Origin of the sequence: Ensifer sp. Root423, assembly GCF_001426275.1 — a bacterium.
Lineage (GTDB): Bacteria > Pseudomonadota > Alphaproteobacteria > Rhizobiales > Rhizobiaceae > Ensifer > Ensifer adhaerens.
The window spans coordinates 13,858-38,347 of the sequence record NZ_LMEG01000045.1 but is presented as its reverse complement, the minus strand read 5'-3'; the positions used below and the strand labels follow the sequence as shown (position 1 = coordinate 38,347).

18 protein-coding genes, 3 tRNA genes and 1 riboswitch are annotated in these 24,490 nt (G+C 62.7%); of the genes, 18 read left to right on the top strand and 3 right to left on the bottom strand.

Annotation, left to right across the window (positions count from 1 at the left end; genetic code table 11):
* The first annotated feature begins 76 nt into the window (after positions 1-76).
* From lon to ASD01_RS28795, 4 genes are all read left to right on the top strand, one after another.
* Positions 77-2,497 carry an endopeptidase La gene (lon, locus tag ASD01_RS28810; protein WP_034803619.1) on the top strand — a complete coding sequence of 807 codons (2,421 nt, stop codon included), beginning with the start codon at positions 77-79 and terminating at the stop codon, positions 2,495-2,497.
* A 220-nt stretch (positions 2,498-2,717) separates the two neighbouring features.
* Complete coding sequence (hupB, locus tag ASD01_RS28805; RefSeq protein WP_034803616.1) at positions 2,718-2,993, top strand: DNA-binding protein HupB; 276 nt, start codon at positions 2,718-2,720, stop codon at positions 2,991-2,993.
* A 124-nt stretch (positions 2,994-3,117) separates the two neighbouring features.
* Positions 3,118-3,300, top strand: a riboswitch (FMN riboswitch).
* A gap of 87 nt (positions 3,301-3,387) precedes the next feature.
* A complete protein-coding gene (locus ASD01_RS28800; protein WP_034803614.1) occupies positions 3,388-4,302 on the top strand; it encodes a DMT family transporter in 915 nt (304 codons plus the stop codon).
* A gap of 67 nt (positions 4,303-4,369) precedes the next feature.
* Complete coding sequence (locus ASD01_RS28795; RefSeq protein WP_162251055.1) at positions 4,370-6,577, top strand: esterase-like activity of phytase family protein; 2,208 nt, start codon at positions 4,370-4,372, stop codon at positions 6,575-6,577.
* Between the two features lie 95 nt (positions 6,578-6,672).
* Here ASD01_RS28795 and ASD01_RS28790 read toward each other — a convergent pair whose 3' ends face one another.
* Positions 6,673-7,149 (bottom strand): MarR family winged helix-turn-helix transcriptional regulator, encoded by a 477-nt coding sequence (locus ASD01_RS28790; protein WP_034803611.1) that lies wholly within the window; start codon positions 7,147-7,149, stop codon positions 6,673-6,675.
* Positions 7,150-7,377: 228 nt separating this feature from the next.
* The gene (locus tag ASD01_RS28785) at positions 7,378-9,216 is read right to left on the bottom strand and encodes a HAMP domain-containing methyl-accepting chemotaxis protein (protein WP_034803609.1); all 1,839 of its coding nucleotides are present in this window, start codon (positions 9,214-9,216) and stop codon (positions 7,378-7,380) included.
* A 379-nt stretch (positions 9,217-9,595) separates the two neighbouring features.
* Between ASD01_RS28785 and ASD01_RS28780 the strand changes: the two genes are divergently transcribed.
* The 3 genes from ASD01_RS28780 to ASD01_RS28770 all read left to right on the top strand — a co-directional run bounded on the left by ASD01_RS28780 (position 9,596) and on the right by ASD01_RS28770 (position 14,817).
* The gene (locus ASD01_RS28780) at positions 9,596-10,876 is read left to right on the top strand and encodes a metallophosphoesterase family protein (protein ID WP_034803605.1); all 1,281 of its coding nucleotides are present in this window, start codon (positions 9,596-9,598) and stop codon (positions 10,874-10,876) included.
* Entirely contained in the window at positions 10,876-14,331 is a 3,456-nt protein-coding gene (locus ASD01_RS28775) for an ATP-binding protein (RefSeq protein ID WP_034803602.1), read from the top strand. The genes ASD01_RS28780 and ASD01_RS28775 overlap by 1 nt, the downstream gene beginning before the upstream one ends.
* An 87-nt stretch (positions 14,332-14,418) precedes the next feature.
* Positions 14,419-14,817, top strand: coding sequence for a (R)-mandelonitrile lyase (locus ASD01_RS28770; RefSeq protein ID WP_034803594.1), 399 nt, complete (start codon positions 14,419-14,421; stop codon positions 14,815-14,817).
* A 225-nt stretch (positions 14,818-15,042) separates the two neighbouring features.
* Here the strand turns inward: ASD01_RS28770 and ASD01_RS28765 are convergent.
* Positions 15,043-15,118 (bottom strand) — tRNA-Val (locus ASD01_RS28765).
* A gap of 458 nt (positions 15,119-15,576) precedes the next feature.
* Here ASD01_RS28765 and ASD01_RS28760 point away from each other — a divergent pair.
* The 11 genes from ASD01_RS28760 (at position 15,577) to nuoG (ending at position 24,481) form a co-directional block, all read left to right on the top strand.
* A tRNA-Asp gene (locus ASD01_RS28760) sits at positions 15,577-15,653 on the top strand.
* Positions 15,654-15,729: 76 nt separating this feature from the next.
* Positions 15,730-15,806: transfer RNA gene (locus ASD01_RS28755), tRNA-Asp, on the top strand.
* A 299-nt stretch (positions 15,807-16,105) separates the two neighbouring features.
* A complete protein-coding gene (locus ASD01_RS28750; RefSeq protein ID WP_034803593.1) occupies positions 16,106-16,471 on the top strand; it encodes an NADH-quinone oxidoreductase subunit A in 366 nt (121 codons plus the stop codon).
* Complete coding sequence (locus ASD01_RS28745) at positions 16,462-17,040, top strand: NuoB/complex I 20 kDa subunit family protein (protein WP_034803591.1); 579 nt, start codon at positions 16,462-16,464, stop codon at positions 17,038-17,040. Before ASD01_RS28750 ends, ASD01_RS28745 begins: the two co-directional genes overlap by 10 nt.
* An 18-nt stretch (positions 17,041-17,058) precedes the next feature.
* The gene (locus tag ASD01_RS28740; RefSeq protein ID WP_034803588.1) at positions 17,059-17,664 is read left to right on the top strand and encodes an NADH-quinone oxidoreductase subunit C; all 606 of its coding nucleotides are present in this window, start codon (positions 17,059-17,061) and stop codon (positions 17,662-17,664) included.
* A 57-nt stretch (positions 17,665-17,721) separates the two neighbouring features.
* Positions 17,722-18,912 carry an NADH-quinone oxidoreductase subunit D gene (locus tag ASD01_RS28735; RefSeq protein WP_034803585.1) on the top strand — a complete coding sequence of 397 codons (1,191 nt, stop codon included), beginning with the start codon at positions 17,722-17,724 and terminating at the stop codon, positions 18,910-18,912.
* Positions 18,912-19,169 (top strand): hypothetical protein, encoded by a 258-nt coding sequence (locus tag ASD01_RS28730; protein ID WP_034803583.1) that lies wholly within the window; start codon positions 18,912-18,914, stop codon positions 19,167-19,169. Before ASD01_RS28735 ends, ASD01_RS28730 begins: the two co-directional genes overlap by 1 nt.
* Positions 19,170-19,185: 16 nt before the next feature.
* Complete coding sequence (locus ASD01_RS28725; protein WP_034803582.1) at positions 19,186-20,316, top strand: NADH-quinone oxidoreductase subunit E; 1,131 nt, start codon at positions 19,186-19,188, stop codon at positions 20,314-20,316.
* A gap of 11 nt (positions 20,317-20,327) precedes the next feature.
* Positions 20,328-21,632: an NADH-quinone oxidoreductase subunit NuoF gene (nuoF, locus tag ASD01_RS28720; RefSeq protein WP_034803581.1), complete on the top strand. Its 1,305-nt coding sequence runs from the start codon at positions 20,328-20,330 to the stop codon at positions 21,630-21,632.
* A gap of 7 nt (positions 21,633-21,639) precedes the next feature.
* On the top strand, positions 21,640-22,290 hold the full coding sequence (locus ASD01_RS28715) for an NADH:ubiquinone oxidoreductase (protein ID WP_034803576.1): 651 nt from the start codon (positions 21,640-21,642) through the stop codon (positions 22,288-22,290).
* A gap of 109 nt (positions 22,291-22,399) precedes the next feature.
* A complete protein-coding gene (gene nuoG, locus ASD01_RS28710; RefSeq protein WP_034803574.1) occupies positions 22,400-24,481 on the top strand; it encodes an NADH-quinone oxidoreductase subunit NuoG in 2,082 nt (693 codons plus the stop codon).
* Positions 24,482-24,490: the final 9 nt, after the last annotated feature.

Here is a 24,490-nt window from a genome sequence, read left to right as displayed (position 1 = left end):
GTGGAAAATATGACAGCCGGGAGTGCCTGTAGGGCTCCCGGATACGGGCCCGAAATCGGGACGGAAAGGAAATGACATGACGAACAAAACGTCACCGGCGACTGAAAGCGCGACCTACCCGGTCCTGCCGCTCCGCGACATCGTAGTCTTCCCGCATATGATCGTGCCGCTTTTCGTCGGCCGCGAAAAATCGATCCGTGCGCTTGAGGAAGTCATGGGCACCGACAAGCAGATCATGCTTGCCACCCAGATCAACGCCACAGACGACGATCCGGAACCGTCCGCGATCTACGAAGTCGGCACCATCGCCAACGTTCTTCAACTGCTGAAGCTGCCCGACGGCACCGTCAAGGTACTGGTCGAGGGCCGCGCGCGCGCCAAAATCGACGGCTACACGCCGCGCGAGGAATTCTATGAGGCTTCGGCGCATAGCCTGAGCGAGCCGGAGGAAGATCCGGTCGAGATCGAGGCGCTCAGCCGCTCGGTCGTGTCCGAATTCGAAAGCTACGTAAAGCTCAACAAGAAGATCTCTCCCGAGGTCGTCGGCGTTGCCAGCCAGATCGAGGACTATTCGAAGCTGGCCGACACGGTCGCTTCGCACCTGTCGATCAAGATCGTCGAAAAGCAGGAAATGCTGGAGACCACCAGCGTGAAGATGCGCCTGGAAAAGGCGCTCGGCTTCATGGAAGGCGAGATCTCCGTCCTGCAGGTGGAAAAGCGCATCCGCTCGCGCGTCAAGCGCCAGATGGAGAAGACCCAGCGCGAGTACTACCTCAACGAACAGATGAAGGCGATCCAGAAGGAACTCGGCGACGGCGAAGACGGCCGCGACGAGATGGCCGAGCTCGAAGAGCGTATCGCCAAGACCAAGCTTTCCAAGGAAGCGCGCGAAAAGGCTGATGCAGAGCTGAAGAAGCTGCGCCAGATGAGCCCGATGTCGGCGGAAGCCACCGTCGTTCGCAACTACCTGGATTGGCTGCTCGGCCTGCCCTGGGGCAAGAAGTCGAAGATCAAGACCGACCTGAACCATGCCGAGGAAGTGCTCAACGTCGATCATTTCGGCCTCGACAAGGTCAAGGAGCGCATCGTCGAGTATCTCGCCGTGCAGGCGCGTTCGACCAAGATCAAGGGCCCCATCCTGTGCCTCGTCGGCCCTCCGGGCGTCGGCAAGACCTCGCTCGCCAAGTCGATCGCCAAGGCGACCGGCCGCGAATATGTGCGCATGGCGCTGGGCGGCGTTCGTGACGAAGCCGAGATCCGTGGCCACCGCCGCACCTATATCGGCTCGATGCCGGGCAAGGTCGTTCAGTCGATGAAGAAGGCGAAGCGGTCCAATCCGCTGTTCCTGCTCGACGAAATCGACAAGATGGGCCAGGACTTCCGCGGCGATCCGTCGTCGGCGCTGCTCGAGGTGCTGGATCCGGAACAGAACTCGACCTTCATGGACCACTACCTGGAGGTCGAATACGACCTGTCCAACGTGATGTTCATCACCACCGCCAACACGCTGAATATCCCGGCGCCGTTGATGGACCGCATGGAAGTGATCCGCATCGCCGGCTACACGGAAGAGGAAAAGCTGGAAATCGCCAAGCGGCATCTGCTGCCGAAGGCGATCCGCGACCACGCGCTGCAGCCGAAGGAATTCTCGGTCACAGACGGCGCGCTGATGGCGGTCATCCAGACCTACACCCGCGAAGCCGGTGTGCGTAACTTCGAACGCGAGTTGATGAAGCTCGCCCGCAAGGCCGTGACCGAGATCATCAAGGGCAAGGCCAAGAAGGTCGAAGTGAACGCTGCCAACATTAACGACTATCTGGGCGTTCCGCGCTTCCGCCACGGCGAAGCCGAACGTGACGATCAGATCGGTGTTGTCACCGGTCTCGCATGGACTGAGGTCGGCGGCGAGCTTCTGACGATCGAAGGCGTCATGATGCCCGGCAAGGGCCGCATGACCGTCACCGGCAACCTGCGCGACGTGATGAAGGAATCGATTTCCGCGGCGGCTTCTTATGTCCGCTCGCGCGCAATCGACTTCGGCATCGAACCGCCGCTGTTCGACAAGCGTGACATCCACGTGCACGTACCGGAAGGTGCGACGCCGAAGGATGGCCCGTCGGCCGGCGTCGCCATGGCAACCACGATCGTGTCGATCATGACCGGCATCCCGATCTCCAAGGATGTCGCAATGACCGGCGAGATCACGCTGCGCGGCCGCGTGCTGCCGATCGGCGGTCTGAAGGAGAAGCTCCTGGCAGCGCTGCGGGGCGGCATCAAGAAGGTGCTGATCCCGGAAGAGAACGCCAAGGATCTCGCCGAGATCCCGGACAACGTGAAGAACGCGCTCGAAATCATCCCGGTTTCGCGGGTGGGCGAAGTGCTCGAACACGCTCTGGTGCGCATGCCGGAACCGATCGATTGGGACCCGGCAAACGAGCCGGCAACCGTAGCACCGGTTGATTCGCAGGACGAAGCAGGCTCCTCCGTCGCCCACTGACGGGGGCTTGAAAATGGGTGCAGCCGGCTCGCGCGGCGCTCATTTTGCAGAAAAATTGGGAAGACCGGCCATTGGCCGGTCTTTTTTGTTGTAAAAGCGCCCTGCAAGCCTTGCATTCCAAGGGATTAGGCGCAATTGGGAAAGGCAAGACGCGGGCGAAGCGCAAGCCGCCGCGCCTTAAAACACAGTCGTTTCGAACCAATCTGAAAGGGGTGGAAACATGAACAAAAATGAGCTCGTGTCTGCCGTTGCTGAGAAGGCCGGACTTTCCAAGACCGACGCATCTTCTGCAGTTGATGCAGTTTTCGAGACCATCCAGGCTGAGCTGAAGAACGGCGGCGACATTCGCCTGGTCGGCTTCGGCAACTTCTCGGTTTCGCGCCGCGAAGCCTCGAAGGGCCGTAACCCGTCCACGGGTGCGGAAGTTGACATCCCGGCACGCAACGTGCCGAAGTTCACGGCCGGCAAGGGCCTGAAGGATGCCGTCAACGGCTGATGAGATTTGCTTGGCGGCCGGACACGAGGCCGGCAGTCCAGGTATTCGAGGGTTCGGCGCAAGCCGGACCCTTTCGCATTTTTGGGGCAGCCCTTGCGAGTGTCCGTCATTTGCTCTAGGGCTTGCCCATTCTCAGGGCGGGGTGAAAGTCCCCACCGGCGGTAAGGGCATGACAGCGCGGCGTCTTGGAGACGCGCGAAGGTGGCCCAAGCCCGCGAGCGCCTTTCCTCGATTTTTGGGGAGAGGGTCAGCAGATCCGGTGCAACTCCGGAGCCGACGGTCATAGTCCGGATGAAAGAGAATGGTCGCTGGCACGAAGGGTAGGGATGCCCGGCGTCGTGCCGTGCGCTCATGCGTCCTGATTTGTGTTTGGTCCGCTTTCAGGGTGCATGACATGAATCAGACTTCCCTCGGCTTTTTCTCCTCGCGCGCCATGGCCGGAGCCGGCTTCATGGTGTTGGCTGGGATCGCTTTCGCCGGCCTCAATGTCGTCACCCAATGGCTGACGATGAAGCTCGGTTTTCCAGCCACCGCCATGGCGTTCTGGCAATATGCCTTCGCCTTCCTCTTCTCACTGCCGTTTCTGCGACGCGTCGGGCTGTCGGCCATGCGCACCGACTATCCCTGGCGTCACGTCGTGCGCGTGGTGCTGGCCGCCTTCGGTGTGGGGGCCTGGGTCTCCGGTCTGGCGCACGTGCCGATCTGGCAGGCGATCGCGCTGGTCATGACCTCACCGTTCTTCATCATCCTCGGCGCCCGCCTGTTTCTCGGCGAACGCGTCGGCGCGGCGCGCTGGGCCGCAACCGCGGTCGGTTTCGCCGGGGCGATGATCATTCTCGAACCGTGGTCGGACAGCTTCAGCTGGGCCGCCCTTTTGCCGATCCTGTCGGCGCTGTTGTGGGGCGCTTCGTCGCTCATCACCAAGAGCCTCACAAGTCTCGAGCGCCCCGAAACGATCACCGTATGGCTGCTTGTGCTTCTGACCCCGATCAACGGCGCCATCGCGCTTTCGGCCGGCTTCACCATGCCGGATGGGACAGCACTCGGCTTCCTGCTGCTCGCCGGGATACTGACCGTAGTCGCGCAATATCTGCTGACGCTCGCCTATACTGTTGCCGACGCTGCCTATGTGCAGCCCTTCGACGATCTGAAGCTGCCGCTTAACGTCTTTGCGGGCTGGCTGGTCTTCGGTTACGCGCCGACAGGATATCTTTGGGTCGGCGCAGTGCTGATCCTTGGCGCCTCGCTGTTCATCATGCGCAACGAGATGCGGCGCGAGCGCGCCGCGCCTGCAACCGGAACGGTGTAAAACCCAAGCGTTGTCATTCGGCTGTCATCGGCATCGCGCAGAACCCCCATGTTTTCAGTGTTCGCACATGGGGGATTTCATGACCATCACTTCGCGCGTGACCGCGCTTGCGGCCGTTCTTCTTGCATCCGCAGCATTTCCTGCGGCGGCCGAGCCCGTCTTCAACCGCATTGCATCCTTTGCTGTTGCCGATAACCTGCCGGAAGGCGATGCGCGCAAGGCGCCGACATCTGCCGAAATCATCACGGCCAGCGAAGACGGCAACACGCTTGTCTATTCCGACAGCCCCGGCAAGCGCGTCGGCCTGATCGACATCACCGATGCCAAGGCGCCGAAGGCAGCCGGCACGGTCTCTTTTGCCGGCGAGCCGACCTCGGTCACCATCGCCGGTGCAAAGGCACTCGTCGCGGTCAACACGCGCGAAAGCTTCGTCAAGCCTTCGGGGCTTCTTGCGATCGTCGATCTGGCCTCGAAGAAAGTCGATGCGACCTGCGATCTCGGCGGCCAGCCGGATTCGATCGCCGTCAACAAGGACCGCACGCTGGCGGCCATCGCCATCGAGAACGAGCGCGATGAAGAGCTGAACGACGGCAAGATCCCGCAGATGCCGGCCGGCGACCTCGTCATCTTGTCGTTGAAGGATGGTGTTGCCGATTGCGGTTCGCTGAAGCGCGTGACGCTGACCGGTCTTGCCGAAATCGCCGGTGAAGACCCGGAGCCGGAATTCGTTTCCTTCAACGGCAAGGACGAGATCGCGCTGACGCTGCAGGAGAACAACCACATCGTCATCATCGACGGCAAGACGGGAACGGTGAAGACGCATTTCTCTGCCGGCACGGTCGACCTCAAGAACATCGACACCAAGCGCAACGGCGCGATTGCCTTCAAGGACGAGCAGCCGGGCCGCAAACGCGAGCCCGACGCGGTGAAGTGGCTCGGCGACAACCGCATCGTCGTTGCCAACGAAGGCGACTATGAAGGCGGTTCGCGCGGTTTCACGATCTTCGACACCACCGGCAAGGTGCTCTTCGAATCGGGCGCGAGCTTCGAGCATGCGATTGCCGCCATCGGACACTATCCCGAGAAGCGCTCTTCGGCCAAGGGCGTTGAGCCCGAGGGCCTGGAAGCGGCGAAGTTCGGTGACGACAACCTGTTCTTCGTTCTGTCCGAACGTGCCTCGATCGTCGGCGTCTACAAGGATACGGGCGCCGAGCCTGAGCTGCTGCAGCTCCTGCCGTCGGGCATCTCGCCGGAAGGCGCCGTCGCGATCCCCGCGCGCAATCTCTTTGCGACCGCAAACGAAGTCGATCTCGTCGAGGACGGCGGCGCGCGCTCGCACGTGATGATCTATGAGCGTGCCGAGGGCGAAGCGGTCTATCCGCAGATCCGCTCCGCCGAGAAGGATGGCCTGCCGATCGGCTTCGGCGCACTCTCCGGTCTCGCTGCCGTTGCCGACAAGCCCGGTTTCCTGCGCGCCGTCAACGATTCGGTCTACTCGTCGCAGCCCACGATCTTCACCATCGACGCCACCCAGAAGCCGGCGCTGATCACCGAAGCGCTCGCCATCACCCGCGATGGCGCACCGGCGCAGAAGCTCGACATCGAAGGCATCGCCAATGACGGGGAAGGGGGCTTCTGGCTCGCGTCGGAAGGCAACTCCGACCAGCTCTACAGCCACGCGATCTTCCACGTGAACAAGAAGGGCGAGATCAAGAAGGAAATCGCCCTGCCGGAAGCGCTGCGTGCCGGCGAAACCCGCTTTGGCTTCGAAGGCATCACCGTTGTCGGCGAAGGCGACGAGCAGACGCTGTGGATGGCGGTTCAGCGCGAATGGAAGGATGACGAGAAGGGCTTCGTCAAGCTCGTCTCCTACAACCTGAAGAGCGAAGAATGGGGCGCCGTGCGCTACCCGCTCGAAAAGGCCGGTGACGGCTGGGTTGGTCTGTCGGAAATTTCCGTCCACGGCGACTATGCCTATGTCATCGAGCGCGACAACCTGATCGGTCAGGCTGCCAAGCTGAAGAAGATCTATCGCGTTGCGCTCTCGGAACTGAAGCCAGCTGCCCTTGGCGGTGAACTGCCCGTCGTCAAGAAGGAAGAGGTTCGTGATCTCATTCCGGAACTGAAGGCGCTGAATGGCTACGTCGTCGACAAGGTCGAAGGCTTCACCGTCGATGCCGCCGGCAACGGCTATGTCGTCACCGACAATGACGGCGTCGACGACTCCTCTGGCGAAACCCTGTTCTTCTCCATTGGCGCAATCAACGCGATGTAAGCGTTACCGCCCGGAGAAAACGGGAGAGGCCGGGACATGACGTCCCGGCCTCTTTCTGTTTCGGCACTTGTGATTTGCGACGAGCGAGAACGCTCCTAGCGGGCGATCGCGATCTGCGCTGCCTCTTCGGCCTCATCCTTGCGCTTGCGGATCTCGTCCGTCCGGTCGACCAGCTTGCCGACGATATCAAAGAGCGCGTCGAGTTCTTCGTCGTCGAGGGCCGAGAAGATCTCCTCGAGCAGCTGCTTGCGCGGGTGCTCTGCGGCTTCCAGTACGACGCGGCCCGTTTCGGTGATCGAGACGATCTTGGCGCGCCGGTCTTCAGGATCGGGCTTGCGCATGACCAGGCGGTCACGCTCCAGGCCGTCGATCGCTTCGGTGACGGTGCGCGGCGCGAAGTTCAGCGCGCAGGCGATGTCGGTCGAACGACAGGGGCCGAGCTTGCTGAGGAAGAAGAGGAACTTGCTGCGCGCCAGCGACACGCCTTCCTCGGTCATCGATTCGTTCACCAGCCGGTGAACCCGGTGGTAAAGCTCGAACAGTCTATCGGAAACTTCAAATGTCTTCTTCATGATCGTCGCTGGAATTTCATGAGGTGCCATGTGAAATGGCAGTAACATTAGTGATAGTTATAATTGCCGCATTTGTCGACACAAACCTCCGGCGTTTCACGGTAACTCCATTGCCGACAAAGAAACGGCCGCCATTTCTGGCGGCCGTTTCACTCGATGTGGCAAGAAATTCTCGCGACAGGCGACCGTTTGCGCGTCACACGACTTGCGCGTCGCCTCCGATCGCGATCAGGCGGCCCAGCGCGCGCCGTTGGTCGACTGGGCGTAGCCGTGACCGCCAGCCTCGGCGAGCGTGAAGCGCGCGATCAGTTCGCGCAGACGGCCGGCTTCCTGGGCAAGCGTCGCGCTTGCCGCATTGGCTTCCTCGACCATCGCCGCGTTCTGCTGGGTGACCTGGTCCATCTGGTTGACGGCCGTATTGACCTCGGAGAGCCCGGCGGACTGTTCCTGTGCCGAGACGGCGATCGCGTCCATATGCTGGTTGATCGTGACGATGAAGCCTTCGATCGTGCGAAGAGCCTCGCCGGTTTCGCGCACGAGACGGACGCCGCTTTCGACTTCAACGGCGGAGTTGCGGATCAGATCCTTGATCTCCTTGGCCGCGTTGGCCGAGCGCTGGGCAAGCTCGCGCACTTCCTGAGCGACGACGGCGAAACCCTTGCCGGCATCACCGGCACGTGCTGCTTCGACGCCGGCGTTGAGCGCCAGCAGGTTGGTCTGGAAAGCGATCTCGTCGATGACGCCGATGATGTTGGAGATCTGGCTCGACGAATGCTCGATGCGGCCCATGGCGTCGACCGCGCCGGAGACGATCGCGCCGGACTTGCGGGCGCTTTCGTTGGCCTGGCCGGCAACGCTGCGGGCCTCGTGAGTGCGCTTTGACGAATTGCCGACATTGACCGTGATCTGGTCGAGTGCTGCCGCCGTTTCTTCCAGAGACGCTGCCTGCTGCTCGGTCCGGCGCGACAGGTCGTCGGCGCTCTGGCTGACTTCACGGGCACCGCTGTCGATGCTGCCCGATGCTGACGAGACGGCGGCAAGCGTGTCGGCGAGCTGGGCGACAGCCTGGTTCAGGTCGTGACGCAGCTGCTCGAAATCGGGCGAGAAGGGTTCGTTGAGCTGGAAGGCGAGATCGCCCGAAGCAAGGCGGCGCAGGCCGCTCGCAAGACCGGCGGTGGCTTCCTGAAGGCGGCGCTGGGCTGCTGCTTCCGCTTCTTCCGTCACGCGCAGACGCTCGGCTTCCGCCTTGGCGCGCTGTGTCTGGGCGTCGGCTTCGAGATGCTGATTGGCGATCGCCGCCTGGCGGAAGACCTCGACCGCACGGGCCATCTCGCCGATTTCGTCCTTGCGGGCACCATAGGGGATGCTGCTGTCGGTGTCACCTTCGGCAAGGCGTGCCATCGAGCGGGTGATGATCTGGATCGGGCGAGCGATGCCGCGCACGGCATAGAGGATGGCGCCGAGCACGATGACGGCGGCAAGGGCGATGACGCCGATCTCGATCATGCGGATCTGGTCATGCGTGGCCGAGCTTGCGGCAACGGCGGCATCCGCGCCGGTGAGGTTCAGCGCCCGCATTTCCTTGATCGCCTCGTCGACCTTGCCTTCGGTCTCGCGCATCTCGACCTTGAAGACGCTCTGCGCCTTCATGTTCTCGAGGTTGTTGGAGAGCTTGACCATGCCTTCGGCGACGGAGAGATAGGCCTGATAGGCAGTCCGGACATTGTCGAGCGCCGCCTTGTCGGCATCGGTGACCATCAGGCTCGAATATTCGTCGGCGAGCTTGTTGAAGCCTCCGACGGTCTCACCGATGACCTTTTCCGCTGCCTTCTTTTCAAACGGCGTCAGGGAAATCAGATGGCGGGCAAACGCCATGCGGGTATCGGAAAGCTGCGTTTCGAGCGCGCGGGAAAGCGAGACGCGCGGTAGCCAGGTGGTGGCGATCTCGTTGTTGCGCTCGTTCATCATCTTGATGCCGCCGAGAGATGAAACGGCAAGCGCCGAAACGATAACGGCGACCACGAGGAAAAGGGCAATAAGCGTGTGGGAAATCTTGAGCCGTGACATGGTACCCCCGGAAGGACGGCCGTCCGTAAAATTGTACTTGAATTAAGTCATTCCGGCTCTTGATCGTCATGACGGAGCGGATAGCCGAAGCAGGAATCATTCCGGTGCCTGGACGCGCTTGAAACGCAGCCGGGGCAAACCTATCGAACAAGATCTTACAAAAGCCCTAATCAATTAAAGTGAGTATAATCTGATATTTGCAGGTAGCGCCGCGATGTCTTGAACAGACGATGTTAACAATCGCCGCCAACCGCATTTGTATTAGCGCCGCCTTTACTTCAGCAGGCTGAAATATGCTTGCCGGGAGCCTGCGCATTTCGCAAGTGGATGACGTGTGACGGCTGATTGACGGGCGGTGGCGGGACGGCCATGGTCGGCCATGCCCTTCCGTTTCGTCCATACCGCAGACCTGCATCTCGATTCGCCTCTCCGCAGCCTCGCCCTTAGAAATGCCGACCTCGCAGAGATCGTGCGCGGGGCGTCGCGGCAGGCTCTGGTCAAGATCGTCGATCTCTGCATCGCCGAAGAGGCCGATGCCCTGCTGATTGCCGGCGATCTCTATGACGGCAGCCAGACGTCGATGAACACGGCCCTGTTTCTCGGACGGGAACTGCGCCGGCTGGATGAACACGGCATCCGCGTCTTCATCATCCGCGGCAACCACGACGCCCAGTCGCAGGTCACCAATGAACTGACCCTGCCGCCATCCGCCCACGTCTTCAAGGGCAGGGCAAAGGCGGTGGTCGCCAAGACGCTGGCAAGCGGTCGCGACGTCTATGTGCACGGCGTAAGCTTCGCCAGCCCGCATGCGCCCGAAAGCCTGCTTCCGGCCTTCCAGCCGCCGGTGCCCGGCGCGGTGAACATCGGCATGCTGCACACGAGCCTCGCAGGTGCCGCGGGTCACGATCTCTATGCCCCCTGCAGCGTCGCCGATCTCGTTGCCCATGGCTTCGATTACTGGGCACTTGGCCACATCCACCAGCGGCAGGTCCATGCGGCGGAGCCCTTCATCGTCATGCCGGGTATGCCGCAGGGTCGCGACATCAACGAAGTCGGCGTGAAGAGCGTGTCGTTCGTCACGGTCGACGACGACGGCCATGTCAGTCTTGCCGAGCGGGCGATCGGCATCGCCAGCTTCGAACGCCTTCGTGTCGATCTGACGGGCATCTCGGAATGGCGCGACATGCTCGATGCCGTCAGGCAGGCGCTTTCGCACACCTGTGGTGAAGCAGCGGCAGAGAACGTCATCCTGCGTCTGACGCTCGCCGGCGCGACGCCCTTGGCCTGGCGCCTTCGCCGTGACGCGGACCTGTTGCGGGCGGAGATCGACAACATCGCCGCCGGCATCGCCGGCTGCTGGATCGAGAAGGTCGAACTCACCTGCGGCAACGCCCGGACCGAAAAACCGGGCGCCATGCTCGATCCCGTCGAAGAGCTGGCGGCGCTCGTCGAAGCGGACGTCTTGCCGGCGCACGGGTTTCGCCAGGACGTGCTGGCGGCCGTGGAAGACGTCCTGCAACAGCTTCCGCCCGAGCTTCGCCAATCGCTGGCACCGGACGAAGAGGCGGTCGCGCGGCTGGCGTTTGAAGCCGGTCTGTCGGGAACCGCCGAGGTGCTCGCCCATCTTCATGGCGGCGGCGCCGGCGAGGGTGGCCACTGATGCGGATCAGCGCGCTCGATCTCGTCCGCTACGGCAAGTTTACCGATCGTCGCCTTGACTTCGGCGATGGCGTGCCCGGCACTCCCGACCTCCACATCGTCTACGGCCCCAACGAGGCTGGAAAGTCGACTCTGTTTTCCGGTTTTCTCGACCTGCTCTTCGGCATCGAGCATTCGAGCCCCTACGGCTTCCTGCACCCTTACCAGACGATGCGCGTGGGCGGCACGATCGAAGCGGCCGGCCGCAGCGATCGCGTCTTCCGGATCAAGCGAAAGACGAACTCGCTGGTCGGCCTCGACGACCAGCCCTTGCCCGACAACCTGTTTTCCGGAGCGCTCGGCGCGATCGATCGCGACACCTACCAAATGATGTTCTCGCTGGACGACGAGAGCATCGAGAAGGGCGGCGAGGCGATCCTGAAAAGCGAAGGCGAACTCGGGTCGCTGCTGTTTTCGGCAAGCTCGGGCCTTCCGGACAGCACGGCGATCCTTGCAGCCCTGCGCGGGCAGGCCGACGGCTTCTACCGGCCACAGGCGCGCAAGCATCAGCTTGCGGAACTGAAAGGCGAGCTTGAGGCCCTGAGGGTCGAACGCAATGCGCTCGATATCAATGCACGCGAATATGCGGCGCTGCGCAAAACGCTGACGCAGGCGCGTGAACGCCACGATGAAGCGATCACGCGTCGAGCCGAGTTGCGGCTGGCGCGGGCCCGCCTGAAAGCCGAGGTCGAAGCGTTGCCCCATTTCGGCAGGCTGCGCGCCCTCCGCGCGGAACTGGCGGGCGCTCCGCCGCTGCCGGTACCGCCAGCGGAGTGGGCGAGTGAACTGCCGGCGCTTCGGCGCCAGGAGGCGGAGACCGAGATCAGGCTACGACAGATCGACAGCGAGATGCAGCATCGCCGCGATGCGCTCGAGGAAATGCCGCTCGACAAGGAAGGTCTCTGCCTGATCGAGCGCCTGACCGCGCTTCAGGAAACCGCGCTTGATGCACGTTATGTCACCGCGGCGCGCGACATGCCGTCTCGATTGGAGGATCTGGCGCGGACCGGGGCAGAAATTCTTGGCTGCCTGTTGCGGCTCGGCGAACCGGCCGACCGCGATCCCGCGTCGCTTTTACTTGCGGCCGGGACCGGCGCGCAGCTTCAGGATTTGGCGCGCCGGCACTCGGCCCTCGTCGAGCGTGTCGCTTCGGCTCGCCTGGAGCTGCAGAGCGCCGTCGAATCAGATCGGGACGCTGAAGGCGATTTGCTACGGCTCGAAGAGCAGGGGGCAGCGGACGTCTCCGGACTTGCCGAAAAGCTGTCGCTGTTGCGACGCAGTGACTGCGTCCTGCGCAAGCAGGCGGCGCAACAGGCCATCGACCGGTTGGATGCGGAACTCGCCGACAAGCTTGTGCAGCTGAGGCCCTTTGCCGGAACGGCCGATGACCTGCTCGCGCTCGACGCCCCGTCGCCGGCAACGCTGGAGACCTGGCGCAGGGCAGCTGCCAGTCAGGAGGAGCGGCATTTGCGAGTTGTCGACCGCATCGCCGCCGAGCAGGAGTTGCTGGCGGGGGACGAGGCGCGGCTGGCCGGGCTGTCCGCCGTTGGCGGCACGATGGACGATTTCTCGGCCTCAGCACTGCGCCAGCGCCGCAATGAAGCGTGGCGCCAGCACAAGGCGGAGCTTGCTCTGGAAACGGCCACTGCCTTCGAGCAGGCGATGAGCGAAGACGATGAGGTTTCCGCGCGACGCCTTGCGGACACGGCGCAGCTTGCCGACATGCGCGGCTTGTCGCTGTCGATCGCCGAGCGGCGTGCCCGCATCGCGACGCTGCGTCAGCAGGAGAAGCAATCTCTGGCCGACGCGGCGACGCAAGCGCAGGTTTTGGCAACAGCCGTCTTGGCCTGCGGCTTACCTAGCGTGATGCGTCTGACGCAGCTGGAGGCTTGGCTGACCACACGGCTTGCGGCGCTGGACCTGCGCGCGCATTTGCGCGCGGCGCGCCAGGATTTCGATCGCGCCCATTCCGAGGAGGCCGAAGCGATTGCCGGCTTGCGCGAGGAGCTTGCGGCCATAGATATCGACGGACGCCTGCCGGAGCGGCTCGACAACCTTCTCCTTGCCGCCGAGCAGGCGGTGTCGCAGGCGCGTGCGCTGGACGGCGCCCGCAACGCAGCCCGTGAGGCGGCAAAGCGGGCGCGAACGCTTCTGGAAAGCCGGCAGTCGGCGCTCGATCTGGCTGAAGACGCGATGGACGCGTGGCAAGAACAATGGTCGGAACTTCTTGCCAAAAGCTGGTTGGCCGCGCGGAGCGAACCGCTGACTCCAGAGCAGACCGGTCCGATGCTGACGATCCTGCAGGAGCTCGATAAGCTGACGCAGCGCAAGGCCGACCTCGAATATCGCATCGCCGGCATGCGCAAGGACCAGGTTGAATTCGACCGTGCCATTGCCAAGCTTGCCCGCGGGACGGCCGCTGATGACACACTGACGACCTACATGACGTTGAAGACGCGCGCCGCCGAGGCGCAGCGGCTTTCGGATCGCCGCGCAACCTTCCTCGCCGAAATCGCCCGCCTGGAGGAAGAGCGGCGTGTCGCCTGTGCGGAGCGGGAACTCCATGTGGCGCGCAGGCGGCAGGTGCTTGAATTCTTCGACTGCGAAACGCTCGATGAGGCCGCGCAGCTATTCGAGGCCGGTCGGGAACAGCAGCGCCTGCGTGAACGCATCGCCGAATCGGAGGCGGATCTTGCCTCCCGCCTTGATGTCGCCGAGAGCACGCAGGCGGAGGCTTTGCTCGCGGAACTCGATGACACGGCGGTGCGGCTGGAGCTGGCACGGATGGATGCCGCACTCGAACAAAGCGACCGCGACGTCAGTGAACTGCATACGGAGATGCGGGAAAGAGAAAAGGCGCTCGCGGCTGTCGAAGGCGGCGACACGGTCGCAGAACTCGAACAGAAGCGGCGGACGTTGCTGCTCGACATCGAAAACAAGGCGCTTGCCTATCTGCGGCTTCGCGCCGGCGTAATCGCCGCCGAGACCGCGCTCCGGCTTTTCCGCGAGCGGCATCGCAGCGCAATGATGCGGCGCGCGTCGGAGACCTTCAGCCGGATCAGCGGCGGAGAATATTCCGGCCTGTCGGCGCAGTCCGACCGGGGACAGGAGTTCCTGATCGCCAATGCGGCGGCCGGTGGGTCGAAGCTTGCCAAGGATCTCTCCAAGGGCACGCGCTTTCAGCTCTATCTGGCGCTCAGAATCGCCGGCTATCACGAAATCGCAGCCGCGCGCGAATCGCTGCCCTTCATCGCCGACGACATCATGGAGACCTTCGACGACGGACGCGCCGGCCGCGCCTTCGAGCAGATGGCCGAAATGGCCCGCGTCGGCCAGGTGATCTATCTGACGCACCACGAGCATCTTTGCGAGATCGCCCGTGAGGCCTGTCCGACTGTGACAATCCACAGGTTATGATAGGCTCGCGGGCGAGGTCGGGCCTGTTGGCCGTAGCGCACTTTCGCTGACGACGAGCGCCACACACGAAAATGGGAGGAACGAGATATGGACATCATACCCGGTGGATCGAGACCTTCGATGCGCGCCCCGGCGGAATACTTCACCGGCACGGTACGCCAGGACCCGGTGATCGAGGCCGCAGACCCGGCGCGCGTCCGCGCTGTCAGCGTCACCTTCGAGCCCGGCGCTCGGACGGCCTGGCATACGCACCCGCTCGGCCAGACCCTGGTTGTCACCGCCGGCCGTGGTCTCGTGCAAAGCTGGGGTGGCCCTGTGCAAGAGATTCGTATGGGCGATGTCGTCTGGTTCCCGCCGGGCGAAAAGCACTGGCACGGTGCAGCACCCGATACGGCCATGGTGCATCTTGCGATTCAGGAAGCGCTCGACGGCAAGGCTGTGGATTGGCTGGAGCATGTCAGCGACGAGCAGTATCGCGGCGGGTAGCGCCGGTGGGCCTATCGATACGTTGGGATTTGGCGGGTTTGCTGCTCCGGCGAGGCTGACGGTGGCGGGTATCGCGATCGAGGCCGTCGAATCCCTGATTCCCGACCGTTGACGGCTGAGCTCTAAAGCCAAAGCAATTCGAAGCGGCAGGCCTATCGCAAACGGCACGCGATAACGCGAACAGCAATTTGAGCAGATTTGGTGATGATTTTCTGTGGGAGAAAATGGTGGGCGATGAGAGACTCGAACTCCCGACATCCTCGGTGTAAACGAGGCGCTCTACCAACTGAGCTAATCGCCCTTCCGCGTTTGGACCGGATCAGTCCGCCGCGTCGGTGGCCGTGATCTAGGCGTAACCGAAAAAAACCGCAAGAGCATTTGTATCGTTTTTATGATTTTTTTTGTTGGCGGTTGCGCGACACCCTGAAACTGCGGGCTTCGTGCTTGTGGACAAAATGCGCGGACGGTGCCTCGGTAACGGCGAACGGGGGAGGGAGGGGAGGCAATCCGGAATCAGCCTCCGTGTACGCGCATCGACGAGTGCGTGTTGGGATAGGTGACGACGGGCCGGTGGCGGCAGGCGCCATTGGTCCATTCCGATTTCGATCCTTTTATCGCCCTGTGGATCAATTTTCACTCCGTCACGGATTTGTCTTCAAACACGCTTGACACCCCAATCCGAACCGCTTAGTTAGCCGCTCATCGAACGGCGCTGCTGCTCGATGCGGGGCGGAAACGCCTCAACCAAGTCAAGATGATGCGGGTGTAGCTCAGTCGGTTAGAGTGCCGGCCTGTCACGCCGGAGGTCGCGGGTTCGAGCCCCGTCACTCGCGCCACTCTTGATCTGGATTTGCCTAGGCGTTCTCAACGAGGGCCGATGGTGATACTAATGATCGTTCGCGGTCATCATGCGCGGGTGTAGCTCAGTCGGTTAGAGTGCCGGCCTGTCACGCCGGAGGTCGCGGGTTCGAGCCCCGTCACTCGCGCCATTTCTTCTCTCCGTCCTTCCTGTGAATTGCGCCGGCCCTAGGGCCGGATTGTGCGCTGCGGCAATCTGTCTCGTCTCGCTTTGTTTTACCGTAAAGTTCGCGTCGGCCCGCGAATCCGCGCTTTGTCGGTATCACCCGTCCGATCCTGTGTTGCGAAGCGGTTTAAATGGCCCCTCAAGGCTTGCGCGACGGCGCGGGCTGCGCTAACCACTCCGGCGTTGCAACATATTTTTCGGCCTGCGAGATTTGTTGTTCTGGCGCTCTCCCATGCGCCCTCCCGCAGGCAGGGACGGATAACAATGACTGAACTTCTCGGTTCCTACGTTCCGATCGCGATTTTCATTGGAATCGCATTGGTGATCGGTGTGGCGCTTCTGATTGCTCCCTTCGCCGTCGCCTTCAAGGCTCCTGATTCGGAAAAGCTGTCGGCCTACGAGTGCGGCTTCAATGCGTTCGACGACGCCCGCATGAAGTTCGACATCCGCTTCTATCTCGTGTCGATCCTCTTCATCATCTTCGACCTCGAAGTTGCCTTCCTCTTTCCTTGGGCGGTTTCGTTCCACGAGCTGGGCTGGTTCGGCTTCTGGTCAATGATGGTCTTCCTCGGAGTGCTGACGATCGGCTTTATCTATGAATGGAAGAAGGGAGCGCTGGAATGGAACTGACCTCCGGCACCACGCTCGTTGCGCCCAAGCCGAAAGGGATCATCGATCCCTCCACCGGCAAGCCGATTGGCAGCAATGATGCATTCTTCGGCGAGATCAACAATGAGCTCGCCGACAAGGGTTTTCTAGTCACCTCGACCGACGAGCTCATCAATTGGGCCCGTACCGGTTCGTTGATGTGGATGACCTTCGGTCTCGCCTGCTGCGCGGTCGAAATGATGCAGATGTCGATGCCGCGCTACGACGCCGAACGCTTCGGTTTTGCGCCGCGCGCCTCGCCGCGCCAGTCCGACGTCATGATCGTCGCCGGCACGCTGACCAACAAGATGGCGCCTGCGCTCCGCAAGGTCTATGACCAGATGCCGGAGCCGCGTTACGTCATCTCGATGGGTTCGTGCGCCAATGGCGGCGGCTACTACCACTATTCCTATTCGGTTGTTCGCGGTTGCGACCGCGTCGTTCCCGTCGACATCTACGTGCCAGGCTGTCCTCCCACGGCAGAAGCGCTGCTTTACGGCGTGCTCCTGCTGCAGAAGAAGATCCGCCGGACCGGCACGATCGAGCGCTAAGGGCAGGGGGTCTTTGATATGAGTGAAGCCCTGAATGAGCTTGCGTCCTACTTGCGCGAAACGCGCGGTGCGCTGATCTCCGACGCATCGCTGGCCTATGGCGAGCTGACGCTGACGACGACGTCGGCGAACCTGATCGCGCTGCTTACGTTCCTTCGTGACGATGTGCAGTGCGCCTTCGTCAATTTCGTCGATGTCTGCGGCGTCGACTGGCCACAGCGGCCGGACCGTTTCGACGTTGTCTATCATCTCTTGTCGCCGCGCCAGAACCTGCGCGTGCGCGTCAAGGTCGCAACCGGCGAGAACGAGCCGGTTCCGTCGGCAACGCCGGTCTATCCCGGTGCCGACTGGTTCGAGCGCGAAGCCTACGATATGTACGGCATCCTGTTTACCGGCCATCCTGACCTGCGTCGCATCCTGACGGACTACGGTTTCGAAGGACATCCGCTGCGCAAGGACTTCCCGGTCACCGGTTTTGTCGAGGTGCGTTACGACGACGAAGCAAAGCGCGTCGTCTACGAACCCGTCGAACTGAAGCAGGAATTCCGCAACTTCGACTTCCTCTCTCCCTGGGAAGGCACGGACTACGTGCTGCCCGGCGACGAGAAGGCGAAAGCACGGTGAGACTAAGTGGTCCGCGGTAGCCGGTGAACGGCTGTCGTCCGACCTGGAGCAATCGGTATGACCGAACATAACGTCCGCAACTTCAACATCAACTTTGGTCCGCAGCATCCGGCGGCGCACGGCGTTCTTCGTCTGGTGCTCGAGCTTGATGGCGAAATCGTCGAGCGCGTCGATCCGCATATCGGCCTGCTGCATCGCGGTACCGAAAAGCTGATCGAGACCAAGACCTACCTGCAGGCCGTGCCCTATTTCGACCGCCTCGACTACGTGGCGCCGATGAACCAGGAGCATGCCTACGCGCTGGCGATCGAGAAGCTGACGGCGACCAAAGTTCCGATCCGCGGCCAGCTAATCCGCGTCCTCTATTCGGAAATCGGCCGCATCCTCTCGCATCTTCTGAACGTCACGACGCAGGCCATGGACGTCGGCGCGCTGACGCCGCCGCTCTGGGGCTTTGAAGAGCGCGAAAAGCTGATGGTGTTCTACGAGCGTGCCTGCGGCGCGCGCATGCACTCGGCCTACTTCCGTCCGGGCGGCGTCCATCAGGACCTGCCGCACGAACTCGTCGAAGACATCGGCAAGTGGATCGATCCGTTCCTGAAGACCGTCGACGACATCGACGAACTCTTGACCGGCAACCGCATCTTCAAGCAGCGCAACGTCGACATCGGCGTCGTCAAGCTTGACGATGCCTGGGCCTGGGGCTTCTCGGGCGTGATGGTGCGTGGCTCGGGCGCTGCCTGGGACCTGCGTCGTTCGCAGCCCTATGAGTGCTATTCGGATCTCGAGTTCGATATCCCGATCGGCAAGAACGGCGACTGCTTCGACCGTTATCTGATCCGTATGATCGAAATGCGCCAGTCGGCCCGCATCATGCGCCAGTGCGTCGATCGCCTGCTCGGCGATGCCAAGGTCGGCCCGGTTTCGTCGCTCGACGGCAAGATCGTTCCGCCGAAGCGCGGCGAGATGAAGCGTTCGATGGAAGCGCTCATCCACCACTTCAAGCTCTATACCGAAGGCTACCACGTGCCGGCCGGCGAAGTTTACGCCGCCGTCGAAGCGCCGAAGGGCGAATTCGGCGTCTATCTCGTCTCCGACGGCACCAACAAGCCCTATCGCTGCAAGATCCGTGCCCCAGGTTATGCGCATCTGCAGGCGATGGATTTCCTCTGTCGGGGACACCAGCTTGCCGACGTTTCGGCCGTGCTGGGCTCCCTCGATATCGTGTTCGGTGAGGTGGACCGCTGATGCGTCTCGCGCCCCTGGCCACGCTCGCTCTTCTCGCGCTTGCATCGACCGTTTCTGCGCAGGAGCAGGTCGAAAGCGGCGCGACGTCGGGCGGCATGCGCGGGGGCTCGATGGCCGATCTCGTTGCCAAGGGCTACGAGATCAAGGCCGCGGTCGCCAATGGCACGCGCTACATCGTATTTTTGCAGAAAGACCAGTCAGCCTATGCCTGCGAATTCGTCTCGGTGACGAAATCGCGGTGCGGTTCGATTAACTGATAAGGTGTCCACTAGAATGTCCGTTCGTCGACTAGCCGAAGACACCGTCCAGCCAGCGAGCTTTGCCTTCAGCAAGGAGAACGCCGCCTGGGCGAAGGAAACGATCAATAAGTACCCCAAGGGTCGAGAGCAGTCTGCCGTCATCCCGTTGTTGATGCGCGCTCAGGACCAGGACGGCTGGGTCACGAAGGCCGCCATCGAGTCGATCGCGGACATGCTCGGCATGCCGTACATCCGCGCGCTCGAAGTTGCGACCTTCTACACCCAGTTCCAGTTGAAGCCGGTCGGCACGCGCGCCCACATTCAGGTTTGCGGTACGACGCCCTGCATGCTGCGTGGCGCCGAAGACCTGATCAAGGTCTGCAAGAGCAAGATTGCCCATGATCCCTTCACCCTGAACGAGAGTGGCACGCTTTCTTGGGAAGAAGTCGAATGTCAGGGCGCCTGCGTCAACGCGCCGATGGTTATGATCTTCAAGGACACCTTCGAAGACCTGACGCCCGAGCAACTCGAGCAGATCATCGACCGTTTCGAAGCAGGCAAGGGTGCTGAAATCACCCCCGGTCCGCAGATCGATCGCATCTATTCGGCTCCGGAAGGCGGCCCGACGACCCTCATGCTTGCGGATGCGGCTCCGGCCAAGGCTGCGTCCAGCGCCGCCAAGAAGGTGAGCGATGCTCCGGCCGTCTCCGTACCGCCGTCGAATGCCGGCCGCGCCAAGACCGCGTCGGCCGTGACCGACGCATCGCTGAAGACCCCGGCGACGGCAAAGGCGGAAGCCGCTGCCAACGCCAAGGTGGAAGGCGACACTGTCGACAAGTCGAAGCCGGCCAAGGCTGCTGCCGTCTCCGGCAAGCCGTCGCTGGAGGACAAGAACCGTCCGGCCGGCATCGAGAAGCCGGCAGCGACCGACGATCTCAAGATGATCTCGGGCGTCGGTCCGAAGATCGAGGGTACGCTCAACGAACTGGGCATCTACACCTACGCGCAAGTTGCTTCGTGGAAGAAGGCGGAGCGCGAGTGGGTCGACGGATACCTGAATTTCAAGGGCCGCATCGAACGCGACGACTGGGTCAAGCAGGCCAAGGCGCTCGCCAATGGCGGCGAAGCCGAATACATCAAGGTCTTCGGCAAGAAGCCGCGGTAAAGAGGTGAATTATGCTCAGAGATGAAGACCGCATCTTTACCAATATCTACGGCCTCAAGGACAAGTCCCTGAAGGGCGCCATGGCGCGCGGCCACTGGGACGGCACCAAGCAGCTGCTCGAAAAGGGCCGTGACTGGATCGTCAACGAAGTGAAGGCTTCCGGCCTTCGCGGTCGTGGCGGCGCCGGCTTCCCGACGGGCCTCAAGTGGTCCTTCATGCCGAAGGAAAGCGACGGCCGTCCGCATTACCTCGTCGTCAATGCCGACGAGTCCGAGCCCGGCACCTGCAAGGACCGTGACATCATGCGTCACGATCCGCATACGCTGATCGAAGGCTGCGTCGTCGCCAGCTTCGCCATGGGTGCCCATGTCGCCTACATCTACGTCCGCGGCGAATTCGTCCGCGAGCGCGAGGCGCTGCAGGCGGCGATCGACGAGTGCTACGCCTATGGCCTGCTCGGCAAGAACAACAAGCTCGGCTACGACATCGACATCTACGTGCACCATGGTGCCGGCGCCTACATCTGTGGCGAAGAGACGGCGCTGCTCGAAAGCCTTGAAGGCAAGAAAGGCCAGCCGCGCCTGAAGCCGCCGTTCCCGGCCAACATGGGCCTCTACGGCTGCCCGACGACCGTCAACAACGTCGAGTCGATCGCGGTCACCCCGACCATCCTGCGCCGCGGCGCCGGCTGGTACACGAGCTTCGGCCGGCCGAACAACCACGGCACCAAGCTCTATTCGGTCTCCGGTCACGTCAACCGCCCGTGCACGGTCGAAGACGCGATGTCGATCCCGTTCCATGAGCTGATCGAAAAGCACTGTGGCGGCATCCGCGGCGGCTGGGACAACCTGCTTGCCGTCATTCCCGGCGGTTCGTCCGTTCCTTGCGTGCCCGGCGCGCAGATGAAGGACGCGATCATGGATTTCGACGGTCTGCGCGAGGTCGGTTCCAGTCTTGGAACCGCCGCCGTCATCGTGATGGACAGGTCGACCGACATCATCAAGGCGATCTGGCGTCTCTCGGCCTTCTACAAGCACGAGAGCTGCGGTCAGTGCACGCCGTGCCGCGAAGGCACCGGCTGGATGATGCGCGTCATGGAACGCATGGTTCAGGGCCGCGCCCAGAAGCGCGAAATCGACATGCTGTTCGACGTCACCAAGCAGGTGGAAGGCCACACGATCTGCGCGCTCGGCGACGCAGCTGCCTGGCCGATCCAGGGTCTGATCAAGCATTTCCGTCCGGAAATGGAAAAGCGCATCGACGAATATACGCGCAATGCGTCGTCGCATGGCGCGGTTCTGGAAGCGGCGGAGTAACCCGACGATGGCCGGCGCACGCGAAGAGGGACAGATGAAGGGACAGGCCGAAGCAGGCATTCCGTTCGCACGTCCGCTTGGCGGCGATCCGGCCGACCCGTTCGGCATGGGCGAATGGATGAAGGGCCTTTCACAGGTGCCGCTGCATCCGCTGATGGTTCACCCGGCAGCCGCAGTTGCAGCAGCGACCGCGATCGGCTTCGGTCTCACGACCCAGATTGCGGGCGCCATGATCGGCGCGATGCAAGGGGCCGTCGAGGCGGCGCAGAAGCGGGCAGAGCCCGCATCGTCTGACACGACGACTGCCGTTGTCGCAAAGACGGTGCAGGCCGACGCAAAGCCGGAACCGGTCGCCAAGCCGTCCGCGCCTGCCAAGCGCGCAGCCGCAAAGCCGGTGGTCGAGAAGGTTGCCGCTCAAAAGGTGGTCAAGGTTCGCGCGACGCGCGCCAAGGCGAAAGCCACCGACGACCTGAAGCGGATCTCCGGCATCGGCCCGAAGCTCGAGCAGGTGCTGAACGCGAAGGGCATCAGCGGCTTTGCCGACATCGCCGGTTGGAGCGAGGCGGATGTCGCCCGCTTCGACGACGAACTCGGTTTCGGCGGGCGGATCAAGCGGGACGATTGGGTTGGACAGGCCAAGGCGCTGAAAGGCGCTTGAGACAACAGGGCGGGGACCGGGGACGGCCATCGCCCGCAAGCAGCAAGGCTGTGTTGGAATTGTGCGTCGCCGATGGGCCGACGGACGGAAGACAGGATTGAGTACGAAGATGGCAAAGCTGAAAGTCGACGGAAAAGAGATCGAGGTACCGGATCATTTCACGCTGCTTCAGGCGTGCGAAGAGGCCGGGGCTGAAGTTCCGCGCTTCTGTTTTCACGAGCGGCTTTCGGTCGCCGGCAACTGCCGCATGTGTCTGATCGAGGTGAAGGGAGGGCCGCCCAAGCCCGCCGCTTCCTGCGCCATGGGCGTGCGCGACCTCCGTCCGGGCCCGAACGGCGAAGCGCCGGAAGTCTTCACGACCACGCCGATGGTCAAGAAGGCGCGCGAAGGCGTGATGGAATTCCTGCTGATCAACCATCCGCTCGACTGCCCGATCTGTGACCAGGGCGGCGAATGCGACCTGCAGGACCAGGCCATGGCCTTCGGTATCGACAGCTCGCGCTACCAGGAAAACAAGCGCGCCGTCGAAGACAAGTATATCGGCCCGCTCGTCAAGACCGTGATGAACCGCTGCATTCACTGCACGCGCTGCGTTCGCTTCACGACCGAAGTTGCCGGCATTGCCGAACTTGGCCTGATCGGCCGCGGCGAAGACGCCGAGATCACCACCTATCTCGAGCAGGCGATGACCTCCGAACTGCAGGGCAACGTCGTTGACCTCTGCCCGGTCGGTGCGCTGACCTCGAAGCCGTTTGCCTTCACCGCCCGTCCGTGGGAGCTGAACAAGACCGAATCCATCGACGTGATGGACGCGCTCGGTTCGGCGATCCGCGTCGATACCCGCGGCCGCGAAGTCATGCGCATCATGCCGCGCGTCAATGAGGACATCAACGAAGAGTGGATCTCCGACAAGAGCCGCTTCATCTGGGATGGCCTGAAGACGCAGCGCCTCGATCGTCCATACGTCAAGAAGGACGGCCGTCTGCAGCCGGCAACGTGGGGCGAAGCCTTCCAGGCGGTCAAGGCTGCCGTCGCCCAGACTTCCGGCGACAAGATCGGCGCCATTGCCGGCGACCTCGCTTCGGTCGAAGAAATGTACGCGCTGAAGCAGCTGATCGCAGCGCTCGGCTCCGAGAGTGTCGACTGCCGCCAGGATGGCGCCGCACTCGACCCGTCGCTCGGTCGCGCCAGCTACCTTTTCAACCCGACGATCGCTGGCATCGAAAGCGCTGACGCGCTGCTGATCATCGGCTCCAATCCGCGCTTTGAGGCTTCGGTTCTCAACGCCCGCATCCGCAAGCGCTACCGCATGGGCAACTTCCCGATCGCCGTGATCGGCGAGCCGGGCGAACTGCGTTACGAATACGAGTATCTCGGCGCCGGCACCGAAACGCTCGCCGAGCTCGTCTCGGGCAAGGGCAAGTTTGCAGCGACCTTAAAGAAGGCGCAGCGCCCGATGATCCTCATCGGCCAGGGTGCTGTTGCAGGGGAGGGCGGCGATGCCGTTCTTTCTGCCGCCGCCAAGCTCGCAGGCGCCGTCGGTGCGATTACCGCCGAGTGGAACGGTTTTGCCGTTCTTCACACGGCCGCTTCCCGCGTCGGTGGTCTCGACCTCGGCTTCGTTCCGGGCGCGAACGGCAAGACGGCGGCCGAGATGGTCACCGCCTCCGACGTTCTCTTCCTGCTCGGCGCTGACGAGATCGACCTTGCGGAACGCAAGTCCGGCTTCACGGTTTATATCGGCTCGCACGGCGACAACGGCGCACATGCCGCCGACGTCATCCTGCCGGGCGCGACCTACACCGAAAAGTCCGGCACCTGGGTCAACACCGAAGGCCGCGTTCAGGTCGGCAACCGCGCCGGCTTCGCACCGGGCGACGCACGCGAGGACTGGGCGATCATCCGCGCGCTCTCCGACGTGCTCGGCAAGAAGCTGCCCTTTGATTCGCTTGGCGAATTGCGCTCGAAGCTCTATGCGGCCCACCCGCATTTCGCCGATATCGACGCGATCGCGAGCGGCAACGGCGACGAAATTGCCGCACTTGGTCAAAAAGCAGGTGAGATGGGCAAATCCGTGTTTGCGTCTCCGGTCAAAGACTTCTATTTGACGAACCCGATAGCGCGCGCATCCGCCGTCATGGCCGAATGCTCGGCTTTGGCACGCAACAATTTCAAAGCTGCGGCGGAATGAGCGCGAGGG

Excerpts from the sequence above, each read along its gene's own strand:
- ASD01_RS28740 (WP_034803588.1), top strand. The coding sequence starts at position 17,059 with ATGAGTGAAGCCCTGAATGAGCTTGCGTCCTACTTGCGCGAAACGCGC.
- ASD01_RS28735 (WP_034803585.1), top strand. The coding sequence starts at position 17,722 with ATGACCGAACATAACGTCCGCAACTTCAACATCAACTTTGGTCCGCAG.
- ASD01_RS28725 (WP_034803582.1), top strand. The coding sequence starts at position 19,186 with ATGTCCGTTCGTCGACTAGCCGAAGACACCGTCCAGCCAGCGAGCTTT.
- ASD01_RS28785 (WP_034803609.1), bottom strand. The coding sequence starts at position 9,216 with ATGTCACGGCTCAAGATTTCCCACACGCTTATTGCCCTTTTCCTCGTG.
- ASD01_RS28800 (WP_034803614.1), top strand. The coding sequence starts at position 3,388 with ATGAATCAGACTTCCCTCGGCTTTTTCTCCTCGCGCGCCATGGCCGGA.
- ASD01_RS28750 (WP_034803593.1), top strand. The coding sequence starts at position 16,106 with ATGACTGAACTTCTCGGTTCCTACGTTCCGATCGCGATTTTCATTGGA.
- ASD01_RS28795 (WP_162251055.1), top strand. The coding sequence starts at position 4,370 with ATGGGGGATTTCATGACCATCACTTCGCGCGTGACCGCGCTTGCGGCC.
- ASD01_RS28730 (WP_034803583.1), top strand. The coding sequence starts at position 18,912 with ATGCGTCTCGCGCCCCTGGCCACGCTCGCTCTTCTCGCGCTTGCATCG.
- nuoG (WP_034803574.1), top strand. The coding sequence starts at position 22,400 with ATGGCAAAGCTGAAAGTCGACGGAAAAGAGATCGAGGTACCGGATCAT.
- ASD01_RS28770 (WP_034803594.1), top strand. The coding sequence starts at position 14,419 with ATGGACATCATACCCGGTGGATCGAGACCTTCGATGCGCGCCCCGGCG.
- lon (WP_034803619.1), top strand. The coding sequence starts at position 77 with ATGACGAACAAAACGTCACCGGCGACTGAAAGCGCGACCTACCCGGTC.
- ASD01_RS28745 (WP_034803591.1), top strand. The coding sequence starts at position 16,462 with ATGGAACTGACCTCCGGCACCACGCTCGTTGCGCCCAAGCCGAAAGGG.
- nuoF (WP_034803581.1), top strand. The coding sequence starts at position 20,328 with ATGCTCAGAGATGAAGACCGCATCTTTACCAATATCTACGGCCTCAAG.
- ASD01_RS28780 (WP_034803605.1), top strand. The coding sequence starts at position 9,596 with ATGCCCTTCCGTTTCGTCCATACCGCAGACCTGCATCTCGATTCGCCT.
- ASD01_RS28715 (WP_034803576.1), top strand. The coding sequence starts at position 21,640 with ATGGCCGGCGCACGCGAAGAGGGACAGATGAAGGGACAGGCCGAAGCA.
- hupB (WP_034803616.1), top strand. The coding sequence starts at position 2,718 with ATGAACAAAAATGAGCTCGTGTCTGCCGTTGCTGAGAAGGCCGGACTT.
- ASD01_RS28775 (WP_034803602.1), top strand. The coding sequence starts at position 10,876 with ATGCGGATCAGCGCGCTCGATCTCGTCCGCTACGGCAAGTTTACCGAT.
- ASD01_RS28790 (WP_034803611.1), bottom strand. The coding sequence starts at position 7,149 with ATGAAGAAGACATTTGAAGTTTCCGATAGACTGTTCGAGCTTTACCAC.